Source organism: Mucilaginibacter sp. P4_C11, assembly GCF_056402115.1.
On the sequence record NZ_JBFUIA010000034.1, the window covers coordinates 55683 to 77806 of the forward strand.

A 22124-nucleotide genomic window follows, 5' to 3' on the forward strand; every position below is an offset into this window, starting at 1 on the left:
CATCAAATAAGGGCCTTAAGCCGGTATTATGCATCCAACTTTAAAACAGTATTTTTCAGGCAGGATTGATCTTTCTGCCAGGCACGAGGAACTGATTGAGCGTTGTTTTAAGTTGAAACATGCCAGGCGTAATGAAATATTGGTGCCAAAGGGCAGCGTAGCCAAAAATATCTACTTTGTAATAAAGGGATGCCTCAGGGTTTTCCTGGTTGATGACAGCGGGAATGAGTCGACCAGGTTTTTGATATTTGAAAACCATATGGGAACGGCTTTCCCGAGTTTTATAAACGGCACGCCATCGTTGGCAGCTATTCAAAGCCTGGAGGCATCGGAACTGCTGGTATTAAGTCGGCATGACAGGGATGTCCTCCTAAAAGAAATTCCCGGCTGGGAAACCATGTACCGCATCGGGCTTGAGCAGGATTATATTGCATCCATCCAAAGGATAGAGAGCCTGATTACCATGGATTCAAAAACCCGGTACCAGGTGCTGATGGACACCCGTCCGGATATCATCAGGCGATTGCCCAACAAAATAGTGGCCGATTACCTGGGCATTTCGCAGGAAACGCTTAGCCGGTTGAAGTCCCCCCGGCCCCCTAAAGGGGGAGTGTAAGTCCTAAGCTCCCGCGAGCTTCCAGCTCGTGGGTCACATGGTTTCAGCTTTCAGCTGAACTTAAGCCAAAGGCTTAAAGCAGGGTAATCCACGAGTTACGCTAACGCTAACTTCACGGGAGTTTTTGCCTGGCCGCCAAACCAATGACCAATGACCAATGACCAATGACAACTGACTAACCTGATTTATTGATAATTGTCAATCTTTTTAATAATGATAAAGGCTTGCTTTGTATTATCAAACCACAGCAAATTATGTACAAGCAAATTATAACCAGCTTTATATTTTTACTATCAAGCAATATCGTTTTAGCTCAAACCAATATTGGCCAGCGCACCTTTCAGTTTAAAGATCAAAAGCGTAACCGCCCGGTAACAACCGAGGTTTGGTACCCAACGACGGATTCGGTAAAACAGGCCGATAAATACTTTTCGCCATTTACCCGTATACAAACTGTACGCAACGGAAAGCTGCCTGCGGTTAAGTTGCCGGTTGTTATGCTATCGCACGGCACCGGCGGCGGACGGTTAACGCTGGAATGGCTGGCCGCCGCGTTGGCGCAAAAGGGTTTTATTGTGGCCGCTGTAGATCATTGGGGCAATACTTATGACAACAAGATAAGGCTGGAGTTTTTAAAGGCCTGGGAGCGCCCGCAGGATATCAGTTTTGCATTAACCTCGCTGCTGAACGACCGGGATTTTAGGGCAGTGATAGATCCCGACCGGATAGGGGCGGCAGGCTTTTCATTTGGCGGGTTTACGGTAATAGCCCTTGCAGGCGGCGAATTTGATTTTGATGTGCTGCGCAACTATTATAAAACCGCAGGCCGTAAAGAAATTGAGATTCCCGAATACCCCGGCCTGGTAAAATCGCTGGATGATAGCACGCTGTTAGCCGAATCAAAAGATTATCCTCCACTGAAAGATAAGCGTATCAAAGCATTTTTCTCTATTTCGCCGGCCCTGGGTCCCGGTTTTGTAAAAATGCAGCAGGTGAAAAACATCAGCAGTCCTGTTTATATCGTGGGCTCGCAAAGCGACAGTATAGCGCCGGTAAAAACTAATGCCATTCATTACCACAAGTTAATAAAAGGATCGCAGCTATACATCAATCCCGGCAAAACGGGGCATTATGTGATGCTGTCAGAAGCTATCGAACCTGTAAAAAAAGAAGCCCCCATGTTATTTACCGACGATCCATCTGTTGATAGGCATGCGGTGCACCTGAAAGTAGATAGTTTGGCTGTAGCTTTTTTTAATAAGACGTTGTAGCCCCAGGCCCCTTGAAGGGGGAGTAAAACTTATAGGTTATTTGTTGAGCTTATTAATATTCTCTCAATTGTGATTAAGTTGAAGAATTATGAACAGTTTAAATATCGAACACCGAATGCCCAATAACGAATAATGAAAGAAAACTTCGGTGTTGGATATTCAAAATTCATTATTCGATTATTGGTATTTCTGTTTTGCTTAACTGATGGTATTGAACACTCCCCCTTCAGGGGGCCGGGGGGCATTGTAACAGCTTAGTGATTTGTTTCCGGCATTACTATATTCTCCTATATTTGAAGTACAAACCGCAATTCATCTACATGAGAAAAAAGTATTACCTGCCGCGCATTTGCATGGCAACGGCAGTTGCTGCCGGGCTTTCCTTATCGGCGTCGGCACAACAAAAAAATATTTATCATAAAGGTTGGATAGACTTTAACAAAAATGGTAAAATGGATGTGTTTGAAGACCCATCGCAAACCATTGATAAACGCGTTGCCGATTTACTGGGCCAGATGACTGTTGACGAAAAAACATGCCAGATGGCCACGCTATACGGCTATAAACGGGTACTCAAAGACGAAATGCCTGTCGCCAACTGGAAAAACGAGATATGGAAAGACGGCATAGCCAATATAGATGAGGAACTGAACAACCTTACATCGCATACCGATGACGCACCTACGCAATATTCTTTTCCTTTTAGCAAACATGCATCTGCAATTAATACCGTGCAAAAATGGTTTGTAGAAGAAACCCGTATGGGTATCCCGGTTGATTTTACCAACGAAGGAATTCACGGCCTGAACCATGACAGGGCTACACCTTTGCCGGCACCAATTGGCATTGGCAGTACTTTTGACAAACAACTGGTACGCCAGGCAGGCCAAACCGTTGGCCGCGAAGCCAAAGCTTTGGGCTATACCAACGTGTATGCCCCCATACTTGACCCGGCCCGCGACCAGCGATGGGGCCGCGTGGTAGAATGTTATGGCGAAGATCCTTTTCATATTGCCGAAATGGGTAAACAAATGGTTTTGGGTATACAGGAAGAAGGTGTTGCATCAACTCTTAAGCACTTCGCGGTATACAGCGTGCCTAAAGGCGGCCGCGATGGCGCGGCACGTACCGATCCGCATGTGGCGCCAAGGGAAATGCACCAGGTTTATTTATACCCTTTTCGCCGGGTTATCCAGGAAGCGCATCCTATGGGCGTAATGAGCAGTTATAATGATTGGGATGGCGTGCCTGTTACAGGTAGCTATTACTTTTTGACGCAATTACTTCGCCAGCAATTTGGCTTTAATGGCTATGTGGTAAGCGATAGCGAAGCCGTTGAATACCTTTATTCAAAGCATCACGTAGCGGCCGATTACAAAGAAGCCGTAAGGCAGGCGGTTGAGGCCGGCCTTAACGTGCGCACCAACTTTACCATGCCGCAAACCTTTATTTTGCCGCTGCGCGAGCTGATTAAAGAAAACAAGATTTCGATGAAGGTAATAGATTCGCGGGTGGGGGATGTGTTGCGGGTGAAATTCCGCCTGGGTTTGTTTGATAGCCCTTATGTTAAAGACCCGAAAGCCGCCGATAAAGTTGTACACACAGCTGATGATGCCGCCATGTCGCTAAAAATGAACCGCGAATCGATGGTGTTGTTAAAAAATGAAGGCGGCTTGCTGCCTTTGGATAAAAAGAAATATCCCCGGATATTGGTTACCGGCCCGCTGGCTAAAGAAACCAATTATGCCATTAGCCGCTACGGCCCGTCGCATAACCCGGTTACCAGTGTGTACGATGGGCTGGTTAATTATATGGGTAACGATGGCGTAATTGTATATGCCAAAGGTTGCGATATGATAGATGCCACCTGGCCCGAGAGCGAGATTATTGAAACGCCGCTAACCCACCAGGAACAAATAGAAATTGATAACGCCGTAAACCAGGCCAAAAATGTGGATGTGGTTATTGCCGTTGTAGGCGAAGATGTAGATAGGGTAGGCGAAAGCCTGTCGCGCACCGGCTTAAACCTTCCCGGCAGACAATTGAAGCTGATACAGGCATTGCAGGCTACCGGCAAGCCCGTGGTTATGGTAATGATAAACGGTCAGCCGCTTACCATCAACTGGGAAAATAAATACGTTCCGGCTATTTTAGAGGCCTGGTTCCCGAGTGTGCAAAGCGGGCAGGTAATAACCGAAACGTTGTTTGGTGATAATAATCCAGGTGGTAAGCTGCCTATCACTTTCCCCAAAACAACAGGGCAAATTGAGTTTAACTTTCCCTTTAAGCCCAATGCCCAGGCAGGGCAGGGCGGCCAGAACAGCTGGGGCAAAACCAGCGTAAATGGCGCTTTATATCCTTTTGGCTATGGCTTAAGTTACACTAAATTTGAATACGGTAACCTGGTAGTATCGCCCGAAAATGGAAATTCACAGGGCGATGTAAAGGTAAGCGTTGATGTAACCAACACAGGTGCCCGCGCCGGCGACGATGTGGTACAACTATATCTGAAAGACGAAGTAAGCAGTGTAACTACCTACGAGTATGATCTGCGCGGTTTTGAACGGGTAAACCTGAAGCCTGGAGAAAAGAAAACGGTACAATTTACCCTACATCCTGATGACCTGGCCCTGCTGGATAAAAATATGAACTGGACGGTTGAACCCGGTAAGTTTATGGTGATGATAGGCAGCTCATCGGAAGATATTAAGCTGAAAAAGGAGTTTGAGGTACAATGATATAAACACTAAACTAAACTGGTTTAAAAATAAAATGAAAGGTTTGCGAAGTTTAATAATCGCAAACCTTTTTTGTAATATTGGTACATGATTGAAGATTTATACCTGGGCGACTCATGGATCTCACTCGAGTTTTCGACAGACGGAGGGCTGCCTGTTTTTGTGAAATTCAGACCTTACCTGCAAAACTTTATTGATACCGCTTTTTATAACCATCGGATAGATGTAATATGGTCATATAATTCGCCTAACGAAACTTTGCTGCCACATGAAATAGACCATGATCTGATGGAACAGGTTGAGGAAGCGCTTGCAGATATTTTGGAAGAGGATAACCAAACCATCCTGGCTTTTTCATTTACCGGCGAAAACGAACGATGGTGGGCATGGTATACTACTGATGTTGATATTGCGGGCGAACGCCTGAACGCGGCATTGGCAGGTTTTGATGAATTGCCTATCAGTATTACCGCCAATACCGACCCGGATTGGGACGAGTATAACGGTGTGCTGGAAGATTTTGCCGAATAGTTTTTAACTAATATTTCACATGAAGATACCTACTATTACCGGCATTATTGACAGGCGCATATTGGTTAACTTTGCCGTTGATCCCGATGTTGCCAAATTAATAGTCCCGGCTCCGTTTAGTCCTAAAATTGTTAATGGTAAAGCCATCGTGGGTATTTGCCTTATCCGGTTAAAAGATGTAAGGCCTAAAGGAATGCCCGCTTTTGTTGGGGTGGGTTCCGAAAACGGCGCGCACCGCATTGCTGTTGAATGGCAGGAAGATGGTGAAATTAAAGAAGGTGTTTACATTCCCCGAAGGGATACTTCATCCCGTTTCAACACCATTGTTGGCGGCAGGATATTTCCGGGCAGGCATTATCACGCCAGGTTTGATGTTAATGAGCATAACGGCAATTATCACGTAGCTTTTGAAAGCTCGGATGGTACTACCATTAGCATAGATGCTAAAATTACCGATATTTTTAATGGCGATTCTGTTTTTAAGGATTTAGATACTGCATCTGATTTTTTTAAGGCGGGTGCTACAGGCTATTCACCGAATGGAGATAAATATGAAGGTTTGTTGCTGCATACAGAAAACTGGAAGGTAGAAGCCCTGGAAGTAAGCAAAGTATCATCAAGCTTTTTTGAGGACGAATCGATTTTTCCAAAAGGAACTATTGTGTTTGATAATGCGCTGTTGATGACCAATATACAGCACGATTGGTGTTCAAAGCCCGATAAGCTGGTTGTAAATGACTAAGTATGCCTATAAGCATCTTCCGTAAGATAAAATTTGATGCGCTGATTATCATCACATCATTGCTGATAAGTGGCACCTATATTTTAGATAGGGTAGTGCTGTTTTTTTTAAGGGTCTATTTGCGTAACCACTACAATTCGCATTTCGCGACAAAAAATAAGGTACAGGCAGATATGACCGGCATTGCTTATTGGGCATTGTTTATAGAAAGCTACTACCTGCTTGTGTACCATTTATTGGTGTTAACAGCTGTATTGCTGGTCTTTTTTCATAAACAGTTGCGATTGTATAAACGCGAACTACTTTGGGCTTACGTTATCATTGTAGTTTGTGATATTGGGTATTTTGCCATTGCAAGATTATTTGTTAAACAATAAACAGCGAGCTATGAGTACATCAAACCAACAAATTATACCTATGCTGGCCTATGAGGACGGCATAGCGGCAATGGAATGGCTTTGCAAGGTTTTTGGTTTTACCGAGGTAACCCGTATGACTGATGAGCAAGGCCGCCTGGGCCATGGCGAAATAGCCATGGGCGAAAGCCTGGTAATGCTGGCCGAGCCCACGCCAGATTATCAAAGCCCCAAGCACCACGCGCAAAATTGTACAATAGTTGCCAAAGCTTACGAGGTGCCCTATGTTATCAACGGGGTTTTGGTTTATGTGGATGATGTAACCCTGCATTATGAACACGCTAAAAGCAACGGTGCCACCATATTATCTGTACTGGAAGAAGGTTACCCCGGTACCCGTTACCGCGCTGCCGATTTGGAAGGGCAGCGGTGGATGTTTATGCAGAAACAGGAAAAATAGCCTAACCTCTTTTATATGAAATGTCAAATTAACGTACTGATAATCGCGTTATCTGTGTTTGTTGGATGTACGTCACCAATAAAAAAAAGTCATAGAGAAAAAACCGACAAACGGGTTTTAACAACGGATAAAAAAATATCCACCAAGCGTCAGCCCACGCAAAACGCATCGTCAGTTAAATGCAATACGTTCATCGTCGATTCTACCGCAGCCGTTTTTACAATTTTAGATACCACCGAAATTCAAAAACGCCACAAAGCATCAACCGACGAGGAGTTTTATTCCGGCGCCGACGATCAAATGTTTTACACCTCCGAAGCAAGAACTTTTCTTAAAAAACAGTCTATCAAAATTATAGAGCTTGATGCTGCCTATAAATACCTTGAGTTTAAACAGGTCAACGGTGTAGTTCACAGAATTAAATTAGATACCGTTGCTTTTATATCAAACCTTTACTTCTTCAATCCCCAAAAACAACCCCATAATGTAGATATACTGGATGTGGAAGCGGAATACAAAAAATACTTTGGTAGATAAATAGAGTGCCTGAGTCAATTAGTCCAATTAAGGCCTACTGTGTAATTAACTTTGTAATTAAAAGTACTTTTAATATTATTGCATAAATATTCAATTGTTATGGCAGCAGCGGGTCACTTTATTTTCGAGTTATTTAAAATAGCTATCCTGAGTATTATTTACAGCGTTTTGCTGGGCGTGGTGCACTTGGTTTTTTTGACTGCAAAAGGAATTAAGCCCGTGTTTAATAAACGAACATTTAACAGGCTGTTTAAGATTGTTTATGCATCGCTGTTTGTATTTTCATTTACCTATTATGGCAATCACGGCCTGGGCGATGACTATAATATTCCGCTTGGATATGGCGAAACTATGCAGGCCGGCGATTTGCTGCCTTATTTTTATCCGAAGGGAAAAAATCAGGTGGCTGTGAAAAATTACCTGGTGAGGCGCGAAAAATTGTGCGCCACCACCGATAGCGGCGTATTGGTGTACAATCTTAACACCAAACAGTTAAAAGATTTTAACAGTGATGAGCAATACAATGCATATGCAGAAGACCATGATTTACCGCTAACCAGCCAATTTCTTGGATTTGAGCAACAATACCACGATTACTGGAGCGGATGGCGTTTTTGGGTATTACCTTAAGCCAGGTATAAGGTCACGATTTAATCAATCAAGAAGTCAATAAATTCGTTATGCGTTTTAAACTACATTTTAAAAAAATAAGATTCATTTTTGGGGCCGGTGCGGTTGTTACCATATCAGGTTGTTTCCAAATCTTTGGGCCCGGGTCGGCCGCATTTATCAAAAAAACAATTAATCCCTCGAAAACTACGCAGGCCATCTTGTTTTGGAAAGGTGGCAACGCCACATCAGGTAATTCATTACAGGTATCTGTTAAAGATGTCGGCGACGATTTGGATAAAGAAGAAGTGGGAAATATTTTTACCGTTGATAACGATCATGGTAAGGCCTGGCTTAACCCAAATGCTATAAGGTTGATTTGGATATCTGACAGACAACTCAAGATAGAATACGATGTAAACCTGCGAACTTTTATACAGGTTAAACGTTTTAACAATGACACCATTATTTACCGCACATTTAAACCGGTGATCCCTGTAAATCACATGGATTAATTTATTTATTATCAATTCATTACTTTTACCCAATTAACCAAGCCGTTAAAAACCGTAATAAATACAGTTGTTATATTGTACTTTATTTATAATTTTATAAACTTTAATTACTTAGGCATAGCCTTTTAAAAACTTTAACTCTTATATTGTTGAATGGAACTCGAAAATAAAGGTGTGAAGGGCAGTCAGCTCAAAAATATGATCATCAAACGGCTTTATTTTAATAAAGCGATGTCATGTGCCGGATTGAGCGACTTGTTTGATAAAAGCATTCCGTCAATAGCCAAGGCCATTAATGAGCTGATGCACGAAGGCTTCGTGGTTGAGCATGGGTACGCCCCTTCAAGTGGTGGCCGCCGCCCGCTCATGTACTCTGTTAAGGCCAACGCCATGTATATATTGGCCGTGGCGCTCGATCAACTAACCGCGCGTATCCAGTTGTTCGATTTGCAAAACAGCCCCGTGGCCGATATGCTTACTTTTGAGCTTAAACTGCTCAATAACCCCAATGCGCTGACTATACTTACCAACCAGATTAATAGCTACATCAAAACATCGGGAGTAGCCAAAGGCAAAATTGCAGGCATTGGTATCGGCATGCCTGGGTTTATCAATGTAACCCAGGGCATTAATTATACTTATCTTGATGCCAACGGCAGCCTTACTGCCTACCTTACCGAACATACCGGTATTACTACCTATATCGATAACGATTCGAGCCTGATAGCGCTGGCCGAGCAAAAGTTTGGTATTGCCAAGGCGCAAACCGAAGTAATGGTAATTAACCTGGGCTGGGGTATTGGTTTAGGTATGATTGTAAATGGGAAATTATTCCGCGGCCATAACGGTTTTGCAGGTGAGTTAAGCCATATCCCGTTATCGGAAGATGGCTCATTGTGCGAGTGCGGTAAACGTGGTTGCCTGGAGGCCGAAGCATCGATGCTGGTAGTAGCCCGTAAAGCCATAGAAGGTATTCAGCAAGGCCGTATAACCAGTTTAAAACACAATACCAACGATCACTCCAAACTTATGGGCGATGCCCTGTTGGATGCCGCCAACAACGGCGACCAGTTTGCTATTGAATTACTATCAGATGCCGGCTACAAAATAGGCAAGGCCCTGGCTATCCTTATCCATATCATGAACCCGGCTATTATCGTGTTGAGCGGCCGTGGAGCAAAAGTTGCCAAAATATTAATGGCACCTATACAACAGGCTTTGCACAAATACTGTATCCCGCGTTTATCTGCCGGTACCGAATTGTTAGTATCGGAACTGGGTTTTGATGCCGAACTTGTTGGCGCCGCGGTGTTGGTAATGGAAAATTTTGATAAAACGGTGAAAGCGAAGGTAGCGAAGGCTGCGAAGACTATCGCCTGATTATAATTTGAGGATTTGAAAATTGAGAGTTTGAAAATAGGGCTAAGTTGTTTAAAATATCATTTTCAAATCTTCAAATCCTCAAATCCTTCTATAGGAACACCTTTCCTGAATATCCCATCGCTTCCCGGAATTTGTCTATATTAAGCCCTGTGGGCTCCTTTTGACTTTCGAGGTACCCAATTAGATTTTCGGTTGCAATGTTGCCCGTAAGGTCATCTGCGGCCATGGGGCAGCCACCGTAACCTTTAATGGCAGTATCAAATCTTTTGCAGCCGCTTTGGTAAGCAGCTTTTATTTTGGGTTGCCAGGTATCGGGCGTACTGTGCAGGTGGATGCCGAATTCGGCATTTGGAAATGCCAGGCAGAGGTCGGGATAAATGCTGCTGATCTGGTCAGGCTCCGAAATGCCGATAGTATCGGCCAGGGCTATGTTATTAATTCCTTCTTTTATCAGTTTGTCTGTCCATTCATGAATTATTCCGGTATTCCATTCATCGCCATACGGATTACCAAAACCCATAGATAGGTAAACAAGTAGCTTTTTATTATTGGCAACTGCTAATTCCTGCATCCGCTTTACATTGTCAAAGGCCTGGGGTAGGGTAGTATTGGTATTGCGCAGCTGAAATGTTTCGGAAATTGAAAAAGGATAGCCCAGGTAAGTAATTTCCGGATGCTTCACGGCTTCTTCGGCGCCACGGTAATTGGCAATAATAGCCAACAGTTTTGACTGTGTATTGCTCAAATCTAATTTACTCAATACCTCCGCTGTATCCTGTAACTGCGGTATCGCCTTAGCCGATACAAAACTCCCGAAATCAATAGTATCAAAGCCCACCTGTAAAAGCAGGTTAATATAAGCGGCCTTGATATCCGTAGGAATAAAATGCACAATACCCTGCATGGCATCGCGCGGGCACTCGGTTATCTTTATAGTCATGAGTTTTGAGTGGTGAGTTTTGAGCTTAGGTCCCAAACCTCCAAATCAAAGTTCAGGATAATTTATCCTAACCCCAAATCAGCCTTTTTCTTTATAACTCATTACTCAAAACTCACCGCTCAAAACTAGTCTACCGTCTTCGGCAAATGCTCATCCTCGGTTAGTCCTTCACGTTCAAACTTGCGGATGATGAGCCTGGTACCGCCATTGTAGTTAATATAACTGGATACCCAGTTGATGAATACAATTACCTTGTTACGGCCGCCTAAAAGCGATATTAAGTGTACAAACATCCATACCAGCCAGGCAAAAAATCCCTGGAACCTGATCTTACCTAAATCGGCGACAGCCTTGTTGCGGCCAATGGTGGCTAACGATCCTTTGTCGAAATATTTGAAGGGAGTGGTGGGCTCATGGTTAATGAGCTGCATAATGGTTTTACCCACGTGCGCGCCCATTTGTATAGCTACCTGTGCCACACCGGGGTGGCCCTTAGGGGTTTCGTCGGTTATCATGGCTGCCACATCGCCAATGGCGAAGATGTTTTCGGTACCCACCATGCGGCAAATGCTGTCAACCCTTATCCTGTTACCACGTTCAATATTACCTTTTTCTATGCCTTCGGGTACCACGCCCATAACGCCGGCGCTCCATATCACGTTTTTGGTGCGGATGGTTTTGCCGCCTTCAAATTTTATTTCTTTGCCATCATAGCTTTCTACCTTAACACCTAACAATACTTCCACACCCATTTTGGTAAGGAAATCTTTAGCCGCATTTGATGCCTGATCAGAGAATGGGCCCAGTACCTTCGGTAAAAAATCTACCAGGTAAACCTTCATATCCTCTTTTTTAAGTTCGGGATAATCTTTGGTCAGTACGTGGTTACGCAGTTCGGCTAATGAGCCCGAAAGCTCAACTCCGGTTGGGCCGGCGCCAACCAGCACAAACGTGAGTAGCGCTTCGCGCTCGTCTTTGGATGTTTTAAGCAGCGCTTCTTCAATGTTTTGTAGTACGGAGTACCGTAAATTTAATGCCTCCGGGATTGATTTCATCGGCATCGAAAACTTTTCGATATCGTGATTGCCAAAAAAGTTGGTGGTTGATCCGGTAGCAATTACCAGGTAATCATAAGCTATAGGGCCGATAGTAGTATCAATGGTATTATTGACGGCGTTAACCTTTAATACCTCGGCTATTCTGAAACGGAAATTTTTTTGCTCCGAAAAATTTTTACGCAGAGAGAAGGCGATTGATTCGGATTCGAGACCGCCCATGGCCACCTGGTACAACAATGGTTGAAAGGTGTGGTAATTATGCTTATCAAGCATCAGTACGTCAACAGGCTTATCTGCCAGTTTTTTGGCTACCTGTAGGCCGCCAAAGCCACCACCAACTATTACTACTAAAGGGAATTTTGAACTATCTGATGTGTTCATGTGAGGGGTTATTTGTGTTCCTGTTTTAAAGTGCAAGTTTTACACTCCTGTCTGTTTTGGCAGACGCAAAGGGGCATCCGCCTATTTCATAGCCAACAGCACAATACCCATGCCGATGGCAATGTTTGTTATTGTTTTATGACGCAATTATACCTCATTGTAACCAATCTGCAACCCCATCCGTCGGTCATTTTTGGTTGAGGTTGGGCTAAAAAAAAGGCCCCAAATGTTCTTTGGAGCCTTTTAAATAATTTCAGATTATTTTATTTCAGGTCTTTTTTTCCAAAGTCAACTATCACCGGTGTTGCCACGCAGATAGACGAGTATGTACCGAAAATAACCCCGATTAATAATGCGAAGGAGAAGCCTTTGATAACATCGCCACCAAATATGAACAACACAATCAATACGAATATTACCGTTAATGCAGTAATAATGGTACGGCTTAATGTACTGTTGATAGCGCGGTTAATAACATCTTCCGTTTGTTCCTCTTTTGATTTATGGTCAAGGAACTCGCGAATCCTATCGAATACCACCACGGTATCGTTAATAGAGTAACCGATTACTGTTAAGATAGCCGCAATGAAAGCCTGGTCAATATCCAGCGAGAACGGTAATATGCCGTTGAATAACGAGAAGAACGATAATACCAGCAAGGCATCATGCGCGGTTGCAATCATCGCACCCAAACTAAACTGCCATTTACGGAAACGGATAAAGATGTATGCCGAGATCACAAATATGGCAATCAATACCGTGTAAACAGCCGATGTTTTCAGTTCTTCGGCTATGGTAGCGCTTACCTTCGATTGACCCTGAATATCGCTATCGCTTATTTTGGTTTCTGGTTTGGTTGCCAGCGCTTCAATTAACGTTTTTCTTACCTGTACATCAATCGCAGGGGTGTTTTGCTGAATAAGGTAATTTGTAGTGATGCTGATTTTATCGGCATTTACAGTTTTAACCTCGGTACCGCGGCCTAATAAAGATGGGTCAACAACACTGTGTATTTGCTCAGTTGTTATGTTTTTATTAGGGAACGTAATTATAAAGTTACGGCCGCCCTCAAAATCAACACCGTAGCTAAAGCCACGCACAAATATTGAGATAATACCGGCAATGATAAACGTACCCGAGAAAATGTAAAACTTGAAACGGTTTTTAACAAACGCGTAGTTAGCATTTTTGAAGGTATGTGAACTCCATGGGTTGCTGAATTTAATATCCCAGCCTTTATCAAGCATCCACTCAAATATAACCCTTGAGATTAACAGCGAACAGAATAATGAAGTGATAATACCGATCATCAATGTAGTTGCAAAGCCTTGGATAGGGCCCGAACCGAAGATGAACAGGATTAAACCGGTAAGGAATGTACTGATTTGCGAATCGAGGATAGATGGCAGGGCGTGTTTGAAACCATCGGCAACCGCTATTTTTAGTGATTTGCCTAAGGCAAGCTCTTCACGTACACGCTCGTACACCAACACGTTGGCATCTACCGCTATACCTAAAGTAAGTACGATACCTGCTACACCCGGTACGGTTAACACCGCACCTAAGCTGGTAAGTACACCCATCAGGAAAAATATGTTGATGATAACCGCAACCACCGCAACAGTACCTGCACGGTTATAGTAAGCAATCATGAAAACAAGTACTACTACCAAACCCAGTACGCATGACAGCAAACTGGCGGCGATAGCTTGTTTACCTAACGACGGGCCTACAACATCTTCAGATACGATGTGCGCAGGAGCCGGTAAACGACCAGCCTTTAATACGTTGGCCAAATCCCTTGTATCTTCCTGTGTAAAGCTTCCTTCAATTGATGATACACCACCCGAAATTTCGTTTTGAACGTTAGGAGCCGAGTATACGTTGTCATCCAACACAATGGCGATAGCACGCTTGGTGGTTGCAGCAGCAGCCTCGGCAGTAACAGCACGCCATTTTTGGGCACCTTCCGAGTTCATGATCATTACAACCTCGGGGCTGCCTTTTTGGTTAACATCGGCTCTTGCATCGGTAATTACACTACCCGAAAGTACCGGGCCGTTTTCGGCGCCGCTTAATTTAATGGCGTATAAAGCAAATGCTTTTTGTTTGGCATCCTTCATGGGTTTTACATCCCAAAGGAATTTCATATTGCGTGGGATAGCCGATTGCGCAAGTTTGCTATGCAGGTAGCTGTTAACCTTGGCGGTATCTTTTAATAAAGCATAGCCAACAACAGGACCGGTACCTAATTGCTGCTGACCGTTTTGACCTGGATATAAGTTTAGCGACATTACAGACAATAACGGATGTTGCGCAGCCAATTGCGATTTGCCTGCTAAAGCGCTTGCTGAAGTGTCTTTCTCAGCACTTTTTTGAACCTTGCTTAATAACGATCCTGCTTTTTTAGCAGTATCGTTTTTAGCAGCCGCGGTTGCGGTTGTTTTGGCAGTATCGGTTGTTTTAGCGGCGGTTTTGTTTTTTGCGCCAAACAGGTTATCAACAGCTATAATGGTTTGGTAGGCTTCGCTGTTATCAAATGTTTGATAAAACTCCAGCTTTGCCGTTCCTGATAACAGTTTACGAACGCGGTCTGGTTCTTTAACACCAGGCAGCTCAATCAGGATGCGGTTTGAACTTGCCTCTAACTGGATGTTAGGCTGGGTTACACCAAACTGGTTGATACGGGTATTTAAAACCGTGAACGATTGTTTTACTGCGGTGCTGGCCAAATCTCTCAGATAAGCTTCAACTTCGCTGTTTGATGCGTTAAACTTTAAGTGATCCTGGTTATCTTTTGTTGAAAAGATAGCGGCCAGCTTGCCATCCGGATTCAATTTCTCATACTCGCTTACAAACAGCGCGATATAATCTTTCTGGCTGGTTTTAGCGTCAGCCTGAAGTTTATCGGCGTTTGCCAAAGCCTGGTTGAATGTTGCATCGGGGTTGTTGTTCGCAATTTTGCGTACCAGCTCATCAAGCTGTATCTGCATCGTAACGTTCATACCACCTTTAAGGTCCAAACCTAATGCAAGTTCCCTTTGCAATACGAAAGCGTAAGTGTGTTTGAATATCGGATATACCGGTTGTGTAGACATTGAGTCCAGGTAAGCCTTCTCTTTTTCAGCATTCCCCTTTGCGTATGCCTTGGCATCACTCTCAACTTTTTGGGCCACCCATGTAAAAGACAGCTGGTAGATACACACAACTGCCAGCAGAATGGCGAAAAATTTAATAACCCCTTTACCTTGCATCGAATTTGTAATATGTAATTAATTAGTTTATAAGCTATTTTTAATAAGACGGCAAATCTAATAAAATTTCGCAAGCAGAAAATTTTAAATTAAAACAAATTGATGACAAAAAATGTTAGCGACGCTCCAGTGTGATAAACGAATAGCTATACTTGTTTTTGTCATCAGGCTCAAAATTTTCTCTTTGCGTTTCCTGCCAGTCTTCTGTGTTTAACTCAGGGAAAAAGGTATCACCATCAAATTCCTGGTCAATTATGGTGAGATATATGCGGTTTGTGAGCGGGATGGCCTGTCTGTAAATTTCGGCACCACCTACAATAAATACTTCATCCTCGCCTGCACAAAGCGCCAATGCCGCTTCAATTGATTTTACAACTTCGCAACCCTCAATGCTGATATCCTGGCGGGTAATCACAATATTCCTGCGCCTTGGTAGCGGTTTACCCACCGAATCGAAAGTTTTGCGGCCCATGATAACGGTATGCCCCGTGGTAACATCTTTAAAATGCTTTAAATCATTGGGTAGGTACCAAAGTAATTTATTCTCTTTGCCGATAGCGTGATTTTTGGCTATAGCCACTATAATAGAAACAGTCATTTGTTTTTCTGGGTAATGGTTTTTGTTGATAGCCACAATTTTATTTCGTCGAACTTTAACTGTCCTGTACTTGCCGCTATTGTCATATCGTATTTTTCGTCCTCCGATGCCTCGATATCCCAATCAAAACTCAATAACATTAGCCTAAGTAGCGTGTAGGCAGTTCTTTTGTTACCATCGATAAAAGGATGGTTAATAATTAAGCTCTCAAAAATAGCGGCAGCTTTGTCAATAGGTTCTGGGTACAAGTCAATGCCGTCAAAAGTAGCATATGGCCGGGCAATTGCGGCTTCCAGGCCTCCCTGGTCTCTCACACCTTCGCCACCGCCAAAATTTTTAATTAATTGGGAGTGAATATATAAAACTGATTGTATAGAGATCATTTGGCTAAGCGCTCCAATAAACCTTTATCCTCGCTCATGATCTTTTTTAAATTATTATCGAGGGTGGATTGTTCAAACGGATGTGTTTGAAATTGTTTTACAAAGTTTAATACATCGGCCAATGCCGTTTCTGGCATATCATTCAATGCTTTTTGTATTTCTTCTTTTATCTGAACCGCAGTCATAGCCAAATCTACAAATTTTTAATTTCCCAATCCATCCAAACAATCCCACGTCTCAAAAATTCTCACCAATGACCAATGACCAATGACCAATGACCAATGACCAATGACCAATGGCCAATGACTACTAAACTGCCACCACACCCTTAATATGCGGATGCGGATCATAATTTTCCAACGTAAAGTCTTCAAATTTAAAGCCGAAGATATCCTTCACGTCCGGGTTAATCTTCATAGTTGGCAGCGGGCGGGGCTCGCGGCTCAATTGAAGGTTAACCTGTTCCAGGTGATTGTTATACAGGTGGGCATCGCCAAGCGTATGGATGAAATAGCCATAATCCAGGTCACAAACTTGTGCCACCATCATGGTAAGCAGAGCGTATGATGCAATGTTGAAAGGCACACCTAAAAATATATCGGCGCTGCGTTGGTACAACTGGCACGACAGCTTGCCTTTTAATTCCCCCTTCAGGGGGTTAGGGGGCTCCACGTAAAACTGGAACAGGCTATGGCAAGGTGGCAATGCCATCTGGTTTACTTCTGCTACGTTCCAGGCCGAAACAATCATGCGGCGCGAATCCGGGTTGTTTTTTATCTGGTTAATTACCTGGGCTATCTGGTCAATATGGCCACCATCAGGTGTTGGCCAGCTTCGCCATTGAACGCCGTATACCGGGCCAAGGTTACCGTCGGCATCGGCCCATTCGTCCCAAATGCGTACGCCATTTTCTTTCAGGTAACGGATATTGCTATCGCCGCTTAAAAACCATATCAACTCATGGATGATTGATTTAAGGTGCAGCTTTTTGGTGGTCACCATCGGGAAACCATCTTTAAGGTTGAAACGCATCTGGTAGCCAAACACACTTACTGTACCAGTACCCGTCCTGTCATGCTTTTGCGCGCCGGTTTCCAATACATGCTTCATCAAATCGAGATACTGTTTCATTTTTTAGTTCATTAGTTCAGTGGTTCATTAGTTCATTGGTCTTTTCTGTCGGTTTGCCCGTATTAGCATTAGTTGCGATATCGCGTTTAAAATCAGCCTTGTAAAAATCAAACATGCAAATTCAACGCTATCCTACCAATGAACTAATGAACCAGTGAACCAATGAACCAACCACAAAGGAAAATAAATAAGACTAACTATCCTAAATATGTGTAAAAATACAGGTTTGTTAATCATTCCTAATCAATAGGAAGATGATAACTTTACGGCGCGACAATTATGTCCTTTTTAATTTAAGACGAGACAGGGTAGGCCGGGGATTTATCAAAAGTTAATAACCACTCAACCCAATCAACCATTCACTAAAAATATGATCCTTTTTCCCAACGCAAAAATTAACATAGGCCTGAATATTACCGAACGCCGCCCGGATGGTTATCATAACCTGGAAACCATTTTTTATCCTATTGCCATAAAAGATGCGCTGGAAGTGGTTGAGAGTGATGAGCTTACTTTTACTTCATCCGGGCTTGATATCCCGGGCAGGGCCGAGGATAACCTTTGCGTAAAGGGCTACCACATGCTTAAAAAAGACTTCGACTTGCCGCCGGTAAGCATTCATTTGCATAAAAACATTCCGATAGGCGCAGGGTTGGGCGGAGGATCAGCTGACGCGGCTTTTTTTATCAGGCTAATGAATGAGCAGTTTAACCTTTGCCTTTCGGTAGATGAAATGACAGGCTATGCCCGCCGCCTGGGGGCCGATTGTGCCTTTTTTATCGAAAATAAACCCGTATTCGCGTTTGAGCGGGGGGACGAATTTGAAACCATAAAACTCGACTTATCGGCTTACAAAATTGTACTGATAATGCCCGATATTCATATTTCTACTTCAGAAGCCTTCAGCGGCATAAAACCAACCCCGGTTAAAGATTCCTTGCTGGAATTGATCACCGAACCCATCACCGAATGGAAAAAGCATATCAAAAACGATTTTGAAACGTCTATTTTTAAAAATCATATCGAGATCCGCGGCGTTAAAGCTGCGTTATACCAGGCTGGTGCTATTTATGCCAGTATGAGCGGGAGCGGAGCCTCGGTATTCGGAATATTTGACCACACGCCCGATCTGGGGTTTTTAGAGACGGATAACGAAGTGTTTTACCTGTAGCGTTTAGTCAATAATACCAAGTCGTAAGTATAAAGTTGAATTTTTTCTTTTTTGGCTCAGAACTTAAGACCTGGGGCTAAAACAGCATAGCCCCCCTTTTTATTTATGGGTAAACAGTACAAATTTACGCGCTCCATTTTATATTTCAAAACAGCCCTTTATTCATACATAAATACGTAAGAACAAGTAATAAATCCCAACTTTTCAGCAATAAATGCACTATTTATTAATACAAATGGTGCATTTATTTACACAAAAATAAAAGGAAGTTTTTTGCGCAAAAAATCGGAGAAAGCAGCCTGAAAAACCGGGTGCCTAAATCGTTAAAAACTACCGGGTTCGCCACAACTCCATCCTTATGTCTGGGGGCTAAATTAAAACAGCCAGTAAAATAATTGAAAATAGTTAATCATAAAATTCGGCATTAACACATTTTTGTCTTATCTCTTGATGCTAACCTCTTGACTCTATTTTAAAGCACTATCCGTTTACCTTCTTTTATCGATCTTTTGGCTGCATCCAAAATCTGCATAACTATCATGTTATACCTTAATGACGACCGGTCGTTATGCGATTTAATGGGGTTTTTAAGTGCTGCGGTAAAATAGGGTACCGGTGCGTCGGCCGGTGCGGGTAAAGCCTGTGCTCTAAAGCTGCGTACGCTGTTGTTAACTCTTACTTCAACGCTATCCTTATCAAAGGTGTGGATATAGCCTTTGGCGCCAAATATCTCCATGTCTTTGATGCCGTAAGGCCAGTTCCATGATGCTTCTATCATGCCGGTGGCGTTAGGGTATTCAACAATAATGGTAGCATCGTCTTCAACCTTGGGGTATACCGATGGCTTGTAATGCCTGGCTACCGCTGTAACCGCTATTGGCCGTTGCCCCTGCATTAGCCAGGTCATCATATTGGCGCCATAGCAGCCAAAGTCATTTAGTGCACCTGCGCCGTTAAGTATGGGGTCTGTTAACCAGCTCAAAAAATCTTCGCTGCAACCAATCTCGCGCGGGCCCTGGTGACCATCGTGGAACACCATTTTGCGGATGATGCCTACGCTATCTGTTTTAACGGTATTATAAGCGCTTTGTACCGATGGGTACCAGGTAGTTTCATAATTGGTAAGCAGGTTGATGTAATATTTAAGCGCCAGGAATTCCATGCGCCGGGCTTGTTCAAGCGTGGCAGCCAAAGGTTTCTCAACCATTACCGAAATGTGTAGCGGTGCACAGGTTTCTACCACATCTATATGTTTGCCAACGGCGTTGTAACCTAAAACAATTACAGGTTTGCGGGCCAGGCACATGGTTTTTAAATCTTCAAAAAACAATGAATCGGGTACGCCATACATTTTACCATACTTGGCCCAAAGGTTTTTATCCGGCTCGGCAATGCCAACAATATTAACGTTGCCGTTGCGGTATTCGTTTAGTATCAGGTGTATATGGTCATGGTTTAGGCCGGCTATGCCTACTTTTGGCCCGGTGGGTATTTTTTTCACCGGGATGGTGTCCTTCTTTGTTAAAGCGGTATCCTTTCCAAGCTTCTTTGCTGTATCTGGCGGCAACGCCTCCGGCTTATTGGGCACCATCGGTGTAGTAGGGGTAGGGATGGTTGTTTGCGCCATGGCAAAAGCTGCGCAGCTAAAAAAAAGCAGGGTAAAAAAGAATTTAACCCCATGGTTGAACATTGTTTTCATAGTAATATCGGTAGATAATTGTTCGCAAACTTACTAAAAAGCCCACTCTAAATCTTCCCAATGCTTTTAGTTTAAGAGTTTTTTCGCGCAAAGAGGCAGAGCCGGAGAGTGATTTGCTAATTTTTCCTTAGCGCCCGGGCGTCTTCGCGCGAAACTGAAATTTTAATATTTTCCGTCACTTAATAGCATTGTAAATACTCCCCCGGAAGGGAACACTTTAACTTCACCTTCAATTAAACTGCGAAGGTGAACATCTGAAATTAAAATAACGAAGGGTTGCCCCCAAGTTTTATTTTGCCCAAATGTTTATAAGCGCTCTCGGTGCACTCGCGGCCACGGGCCGTGCGCATCAAAAAGCCTTCCTGTATTAAAAATGGTTCGTAAACTTCTTCAATGGTACCCTCATCTTCGCCAACGGCGGTGGCTATGGTTTTTAGCCCAACGGGGCCGCCTTTAAATTTATCAATAATGGTGCTCAATATTTTGTTATCCATTTCGTCCAGGCCATGCTCATCAACATTAAGGGCGTTTAGGGCATATTTGGCTATGGCGGTATCAATATTGCCATCACCTTTTATCTGGGCAAAATCACGTGTGCGGCGCAATAGCGCATTGGCTATACGGGGCGTACCACGGCTGCGGCGGGCAATTTCATAAGCCCCCTCATCGGTAATAGGTGTTTTTAGGATAGATGACGAGCGCAGTACAATGGTGGTAAGCAATTTGGCGTCATAATACTCCAGCCGGGCATTAATACCAAACCGGGCCCTTAAAGGTGCGGTAAGCAGGCCCGAACGGGTGGTGGCCCCTACCAGGGTGAATGGGTTAAGTGATATTTGTACAGACCGGGCGTTGGGGCCGCTCTCCAGCATAATGTCTATCTTAAAGTCTTCCATTGCCGAGTATAAATACTCTTCAACCAGCGGACTTAAACGGTGTATTTCGTCAATAAAAAGAATATCGCCTGTTTCCAGGTTGGTAAGCAGGCCCGCCAAATCGCCGGGTTTATCCAGTACCGGGCCCGATGTTATCTTGATGCCAACACTCATTTCGTTGGCGATGATGTGCGAGAGCGTGGTTTTGCCCAGTCCAGGAGGGCCGTGCAGCAATACGTGGTCAAGCGCTTCGCCACGCTGGCGGGCTGCCTGTACAAATATTTTTAAGTTAGCTAATATTTTATGCTGACCGGTAAAATCCTCAAACTGCTGCGGACGTAAAACTTTTTCGATATCACGCTCGGTATTGCTGAGGCGTTCCGGTGCCGGATCAAGGTGCTCGTTCATTACCAACGAAATTAGTTTTTTTTAGCTGAAAGCGAAAGAATTTTTAGGTGAAAGGCAAAAGGTGAAAGGTCAAAGGTTTCTTTATAGCTGAAAGATTTTTTAGGTGAAGGGCTAAAGGCGAAAAGTAAAAGGTTTCTTTTATAGCTGAAAGATAAAAGCCCAAAGGCGGGCAGCTCCATTCAATAAGGTAAAACTTAAAAATGAAGCATTGGGTTTTGCCTTGGTTGTTCACCTTTCACGGGTCTGTAAAATAAACTGTGTCAGGCCCTGCCGGCCCATGGGCCGGCAGGGCCTGATTGCTACATCAAATCTAATATCATTCTCCCAGGAAACCAAATGGCCAGCTTCTGGGCCGTTGTCGCCCAATTAGCAAGTGGCATCGTCCATTTTTGTTTAATGTTGTTATGAGCCAGATAGATCAGTTTTAACAGAGCCATATCGGAAGTGAAACCACCTTTGGTTTTGGTT

21 protein-coding genes and 1 pseudogene are annotated in these 22124 nt (G+C 43.6%); 12 read left to right on the top strand and 10 right to left on the bottom strand.

What is annotated here, in order from left to right; all coding sequences use genetic code 11:
* Window positions 1-28 precede the first annotated feature (28 nt).
* The 11 genes from AC1DU2_RS25205 (at window position 29) to AC1DU2_RS25255 (ending at window position 9755) form a co-directional block, all read left to right on the top strand.
* Complete coding sequence (locus AC1DU2_RS25205) at window positions 29-616, top strand: Crp/Fnr family transcriptional regulator (RefSeq protein WP_477387807.1); 588 nt, start codon at window positions 29-31, stop codon at window positions 614-616.
* A gap of 254 nt (window positions 617-870) precedes the next feature.
* Window positions 871-1887, top strand: a complete 1017-nt coding sequence (locus AC1DU2_RS25210; protein ID WP_477387809.1) for an alpha/beta hydrolase family protein — start codon at window positions 871-873, stop codon at window positions 1885-1887.
* A gap of 320 nt (window positions 1888-2207) precedes the next feature.
* Entirely contained in the window at window positions 2208-4625 is a 2418-nt protein-coding gene (locus AC1DU2_RS25215; RefSeq protein ID WP_477387811.1) for a glycoside hydrolase family 3 N-terminal domain-containing protein, read from the top strand.
* An 87-nt stretch (window positions 4626-4712) separates the two neighbouring features.
* Window positions 4713-5156 carry a DUF695 domain-containing protein gene (locus tag AC1DU2_RS25220; RefSeq protein ID WP_477387813.1) on the top strand — a complete coding sequence of 148 codons (444 nt, stop codon included), beginning with the start codon at window positions 4713-4715 and terminating at the stop codon, window positions 5154-5156.
* Between the two features lie 19 nt (window positions 5157-5175).
* The gene (locus AC1DU2_RS25225) at window positions 5176-5898 is read left to right on the top strand and encodes a DUF2071 domain-containing protein (protein ID WP_477387815.1); all 723 of its coding nucleotides are present in this window, start codon (window positions 5176-5178) and stop codon (window positions 5896-5898) included.
* Window positions 5899-5900: 2 nt separating this feature from the next.
* Window positions 5901-6275: a hypothetical protein gene (locus AC1DU2_RS25230; protein WP_477387817.1), complete on the top strand. Its 375-nt coding sequence runs from the start codon at window positions 5901-5903 to the stop codon at window positions 6273-6275.
* 10 nt (window positions 6276-6285) lie between these two features.
* Window positions 6286-6714, top strand: a complete 429-nt coding sequence (locus AC1DU2_RS25235; RefSeq protein ID WP_477356882.1) for a VOC family protein — start codon at window positions 6286-6288, stop codon at window positions 6712-6714.
* A 15-nt stretch (window positions 6715-6729) separates the two neighbouring features.
* Window positions 6730-7251 carry a hypothetical protein gene (locus tag AC1DU2_RS25240; protein ID WP_477387819.1) on the top strand — a complete coding sequence of 174 codons (522 nt, stop codon included), beginning with the start codon at window positions 6730-6732 and terminating at the stop codon, window positions 7249-7251.
* Between the two features lie 99 nt (window positions 7252-7350).
* Window positions 7351-7881, top strand: coding sequence for a hypothetical protein (locus AC1DU2_RS25245; protein WP_477387821.1), 531 nt, complete (start codon window positions 7351-7353; stop codon window positions 7879-7881).
* A 50-nt stretch (window positions 7882-7931) separates the two neighbouring features.
* Window positions 7932-8375: a hypothetical protein gene (locus AC1DU2_RS25250; RefSeq protein WP_477387823.1), complete on the top strand. Its 444-nt coding sequence runs from the start codon at window positions 7932-7934 to the stop codon at window positions 8373-8375.
* Between the two features lie 153 nt (window positions 8376-8528).
* Complete coding sequence (locus tag AC1DU2_RS25255) at window positions 8529-9755, top strand: ROK family protein (protein ID WP_477356875.1); 1227 nt, start codon at window positions 8529-8531, stop codon at window positions 9753-9755.
* A 91-nt stretch (window positions 9756-9846) separates the two neighbouring features.
* Here the strand turns inward: AC1DU2_RS25255 and AC1DU2_RS25260 are convergent, their stop codons facing one another.
* The 7 genes from AC1DU2_RS25260 to AC1DU2_RS25290 all read right to left on the bottom strand — a co-directional run bounded on the left by AC1DU2_RS25260 (window position 9847) and on the right by AC1DU2_RS25290 (window position 17503).
* Window positions 9847-10698, bottom strand: coding sequence for a hydroxymethylglutaryl-CoA lyase (locus AC1DU2_RS25260; RefSeq protein WP_477387825.1), 852 nt, complete (start codon window positions 10696-10698; stop codon window positions 9847-9849).
* 125 nt (window positions 10699-10823) lie between these two features.
* Window positions 10824-12137, bottom strand: a complete 1314-nt coding sequence (locus tag AC1DU2_RS25265) for an NAD(P)/FAD-dependent oxidoreductase (protein WP_477356871.1) — start codon at window positions 12135-12137, stop codon at window positions 10824-10826.
* Between the two features lie 263 nt (window positions 12138-12400).
* Complete coding sequence (gene secDF, locus AC1DU2_RS25270) at window positions 12401-15391, bottom strand: protein translocase subunit SecDF (protein ID WP_477387827.1); 2991 nt, start codon at window positions 15389-15391, stop codon at window positions 12401-12403.
* Window positions 15392-15506: 115 nt separating this feature from the next.
* Window positions 15507-15989: a dihydrofolate reductase gene (locus AC1DU2_RS25275; RefSeq protein WP_477387829.1), complete on the bottom strand. Its 483-nt coding sequence runs from the start codon at window positions 15987-15989 to the stop codon at window positions 15507-15509.
* Window positions 15986-16372 carry a type II toxin-antitoxin system death-on-curing family toxin gene (locus AC1DU2_RS25280; protein ID WP_477387831.1) on the bottom strand — a complete coding sequence of 129 codons (387 nt, stop codon included), beginning with the start codon at window positions 16370-16372 and terminating at the stop codon, window positions 15986-15988. Before AC1DU2_RS25280 ends, AC1DU2_RS25275 begins: the two co-directional genes overlap by 4 nt.
* Window positions 16369-16557 carry a hypothetical protein gene (locus AC1DU2_RS25285; RefSeq protein ID WP_477356863.1) on the bottom strand — a complete coding sequence of 63 codons (189 nt, stop codon included), beginning with the start codon at window positions 16555-16557 and terminating at the stop codon, window positions 16369-16371. Before AC1DU2_RS25285 ends, AC1DU2_RS25280 begins: the two co-directional genes overlap by 4 nt.
* 124 nt (window positions 16558-16681) lie before the next feature.
* Window positions 16682-17503, bottom strand: coding sequence for a thymidylate synthase (locus tag AC1DU2_RS25290; protein WP_477387833.1), 822 nt, complete (start codon window positions 17501-17503; stop codon window positions 16682-16684).
* A gap of 370 nt (window positions 17504-17873) precedes the next feature.
* Between AC1DU2_RS25290 and ispE the strand changes: the two genes are divergently transcribed.
* Window positions 17874-18674 (top strand): 4-(cytidine 5'-diphospho)-2-C-methyl-D-erythritol kinase, encoded by an 801-nt coding sequence (ispE, locus tag AC1DU2_RS25295; RefSeq protein ID WP_477387835.1) that lies wholly within the window; start codon window positions 17874-17876, stop codon window positions 18672-18674.
* A 472-nt stretch (window positions 18675-19146) separates the two neighbouring features.
* On the opposite strand, the gene AC1DU2_RS25300 is transcribed toward ispE, so the two are convergent.
* The 3 genes and pseudogenes from AC1DU2_RS25300 to AC1DU2_RS25310 all read right to left on the bottom strand — a co-directional run.
* Window positions 19147-20373: a Gfo/Idh/MocA family protein gene (locus AC1DU2_RS25300; RefSeq protein WP_477387837.1), complete on the bottom strand. Its 1227-nt coding sequence runs from the start codon at window positions 20371-20373 to the stop codon at window positions 19147-19149.
* Window positions 20374-20633: 260 nt separating this feature from the next.
* Window positions 20634-21656: a Holliday junction branch migration DNA helicase RuvB gene (gene ruvB, locus AC1DU2_RS25305; RefSeq protein WP_147052417.1), complete on the bottom strand. Its 1023-nt coding sequence runs from the start codon at window positions 21654-21656 to the stop codon at window positions 20634-20636.
* 299 nt (window positions 21657-21955) lie between these two features.
* Window positions 21956-22124, bottom strand: a pseudogene (locus AC1DU2_RS25310) (IS256 family transposase); the annotation flags it as partial.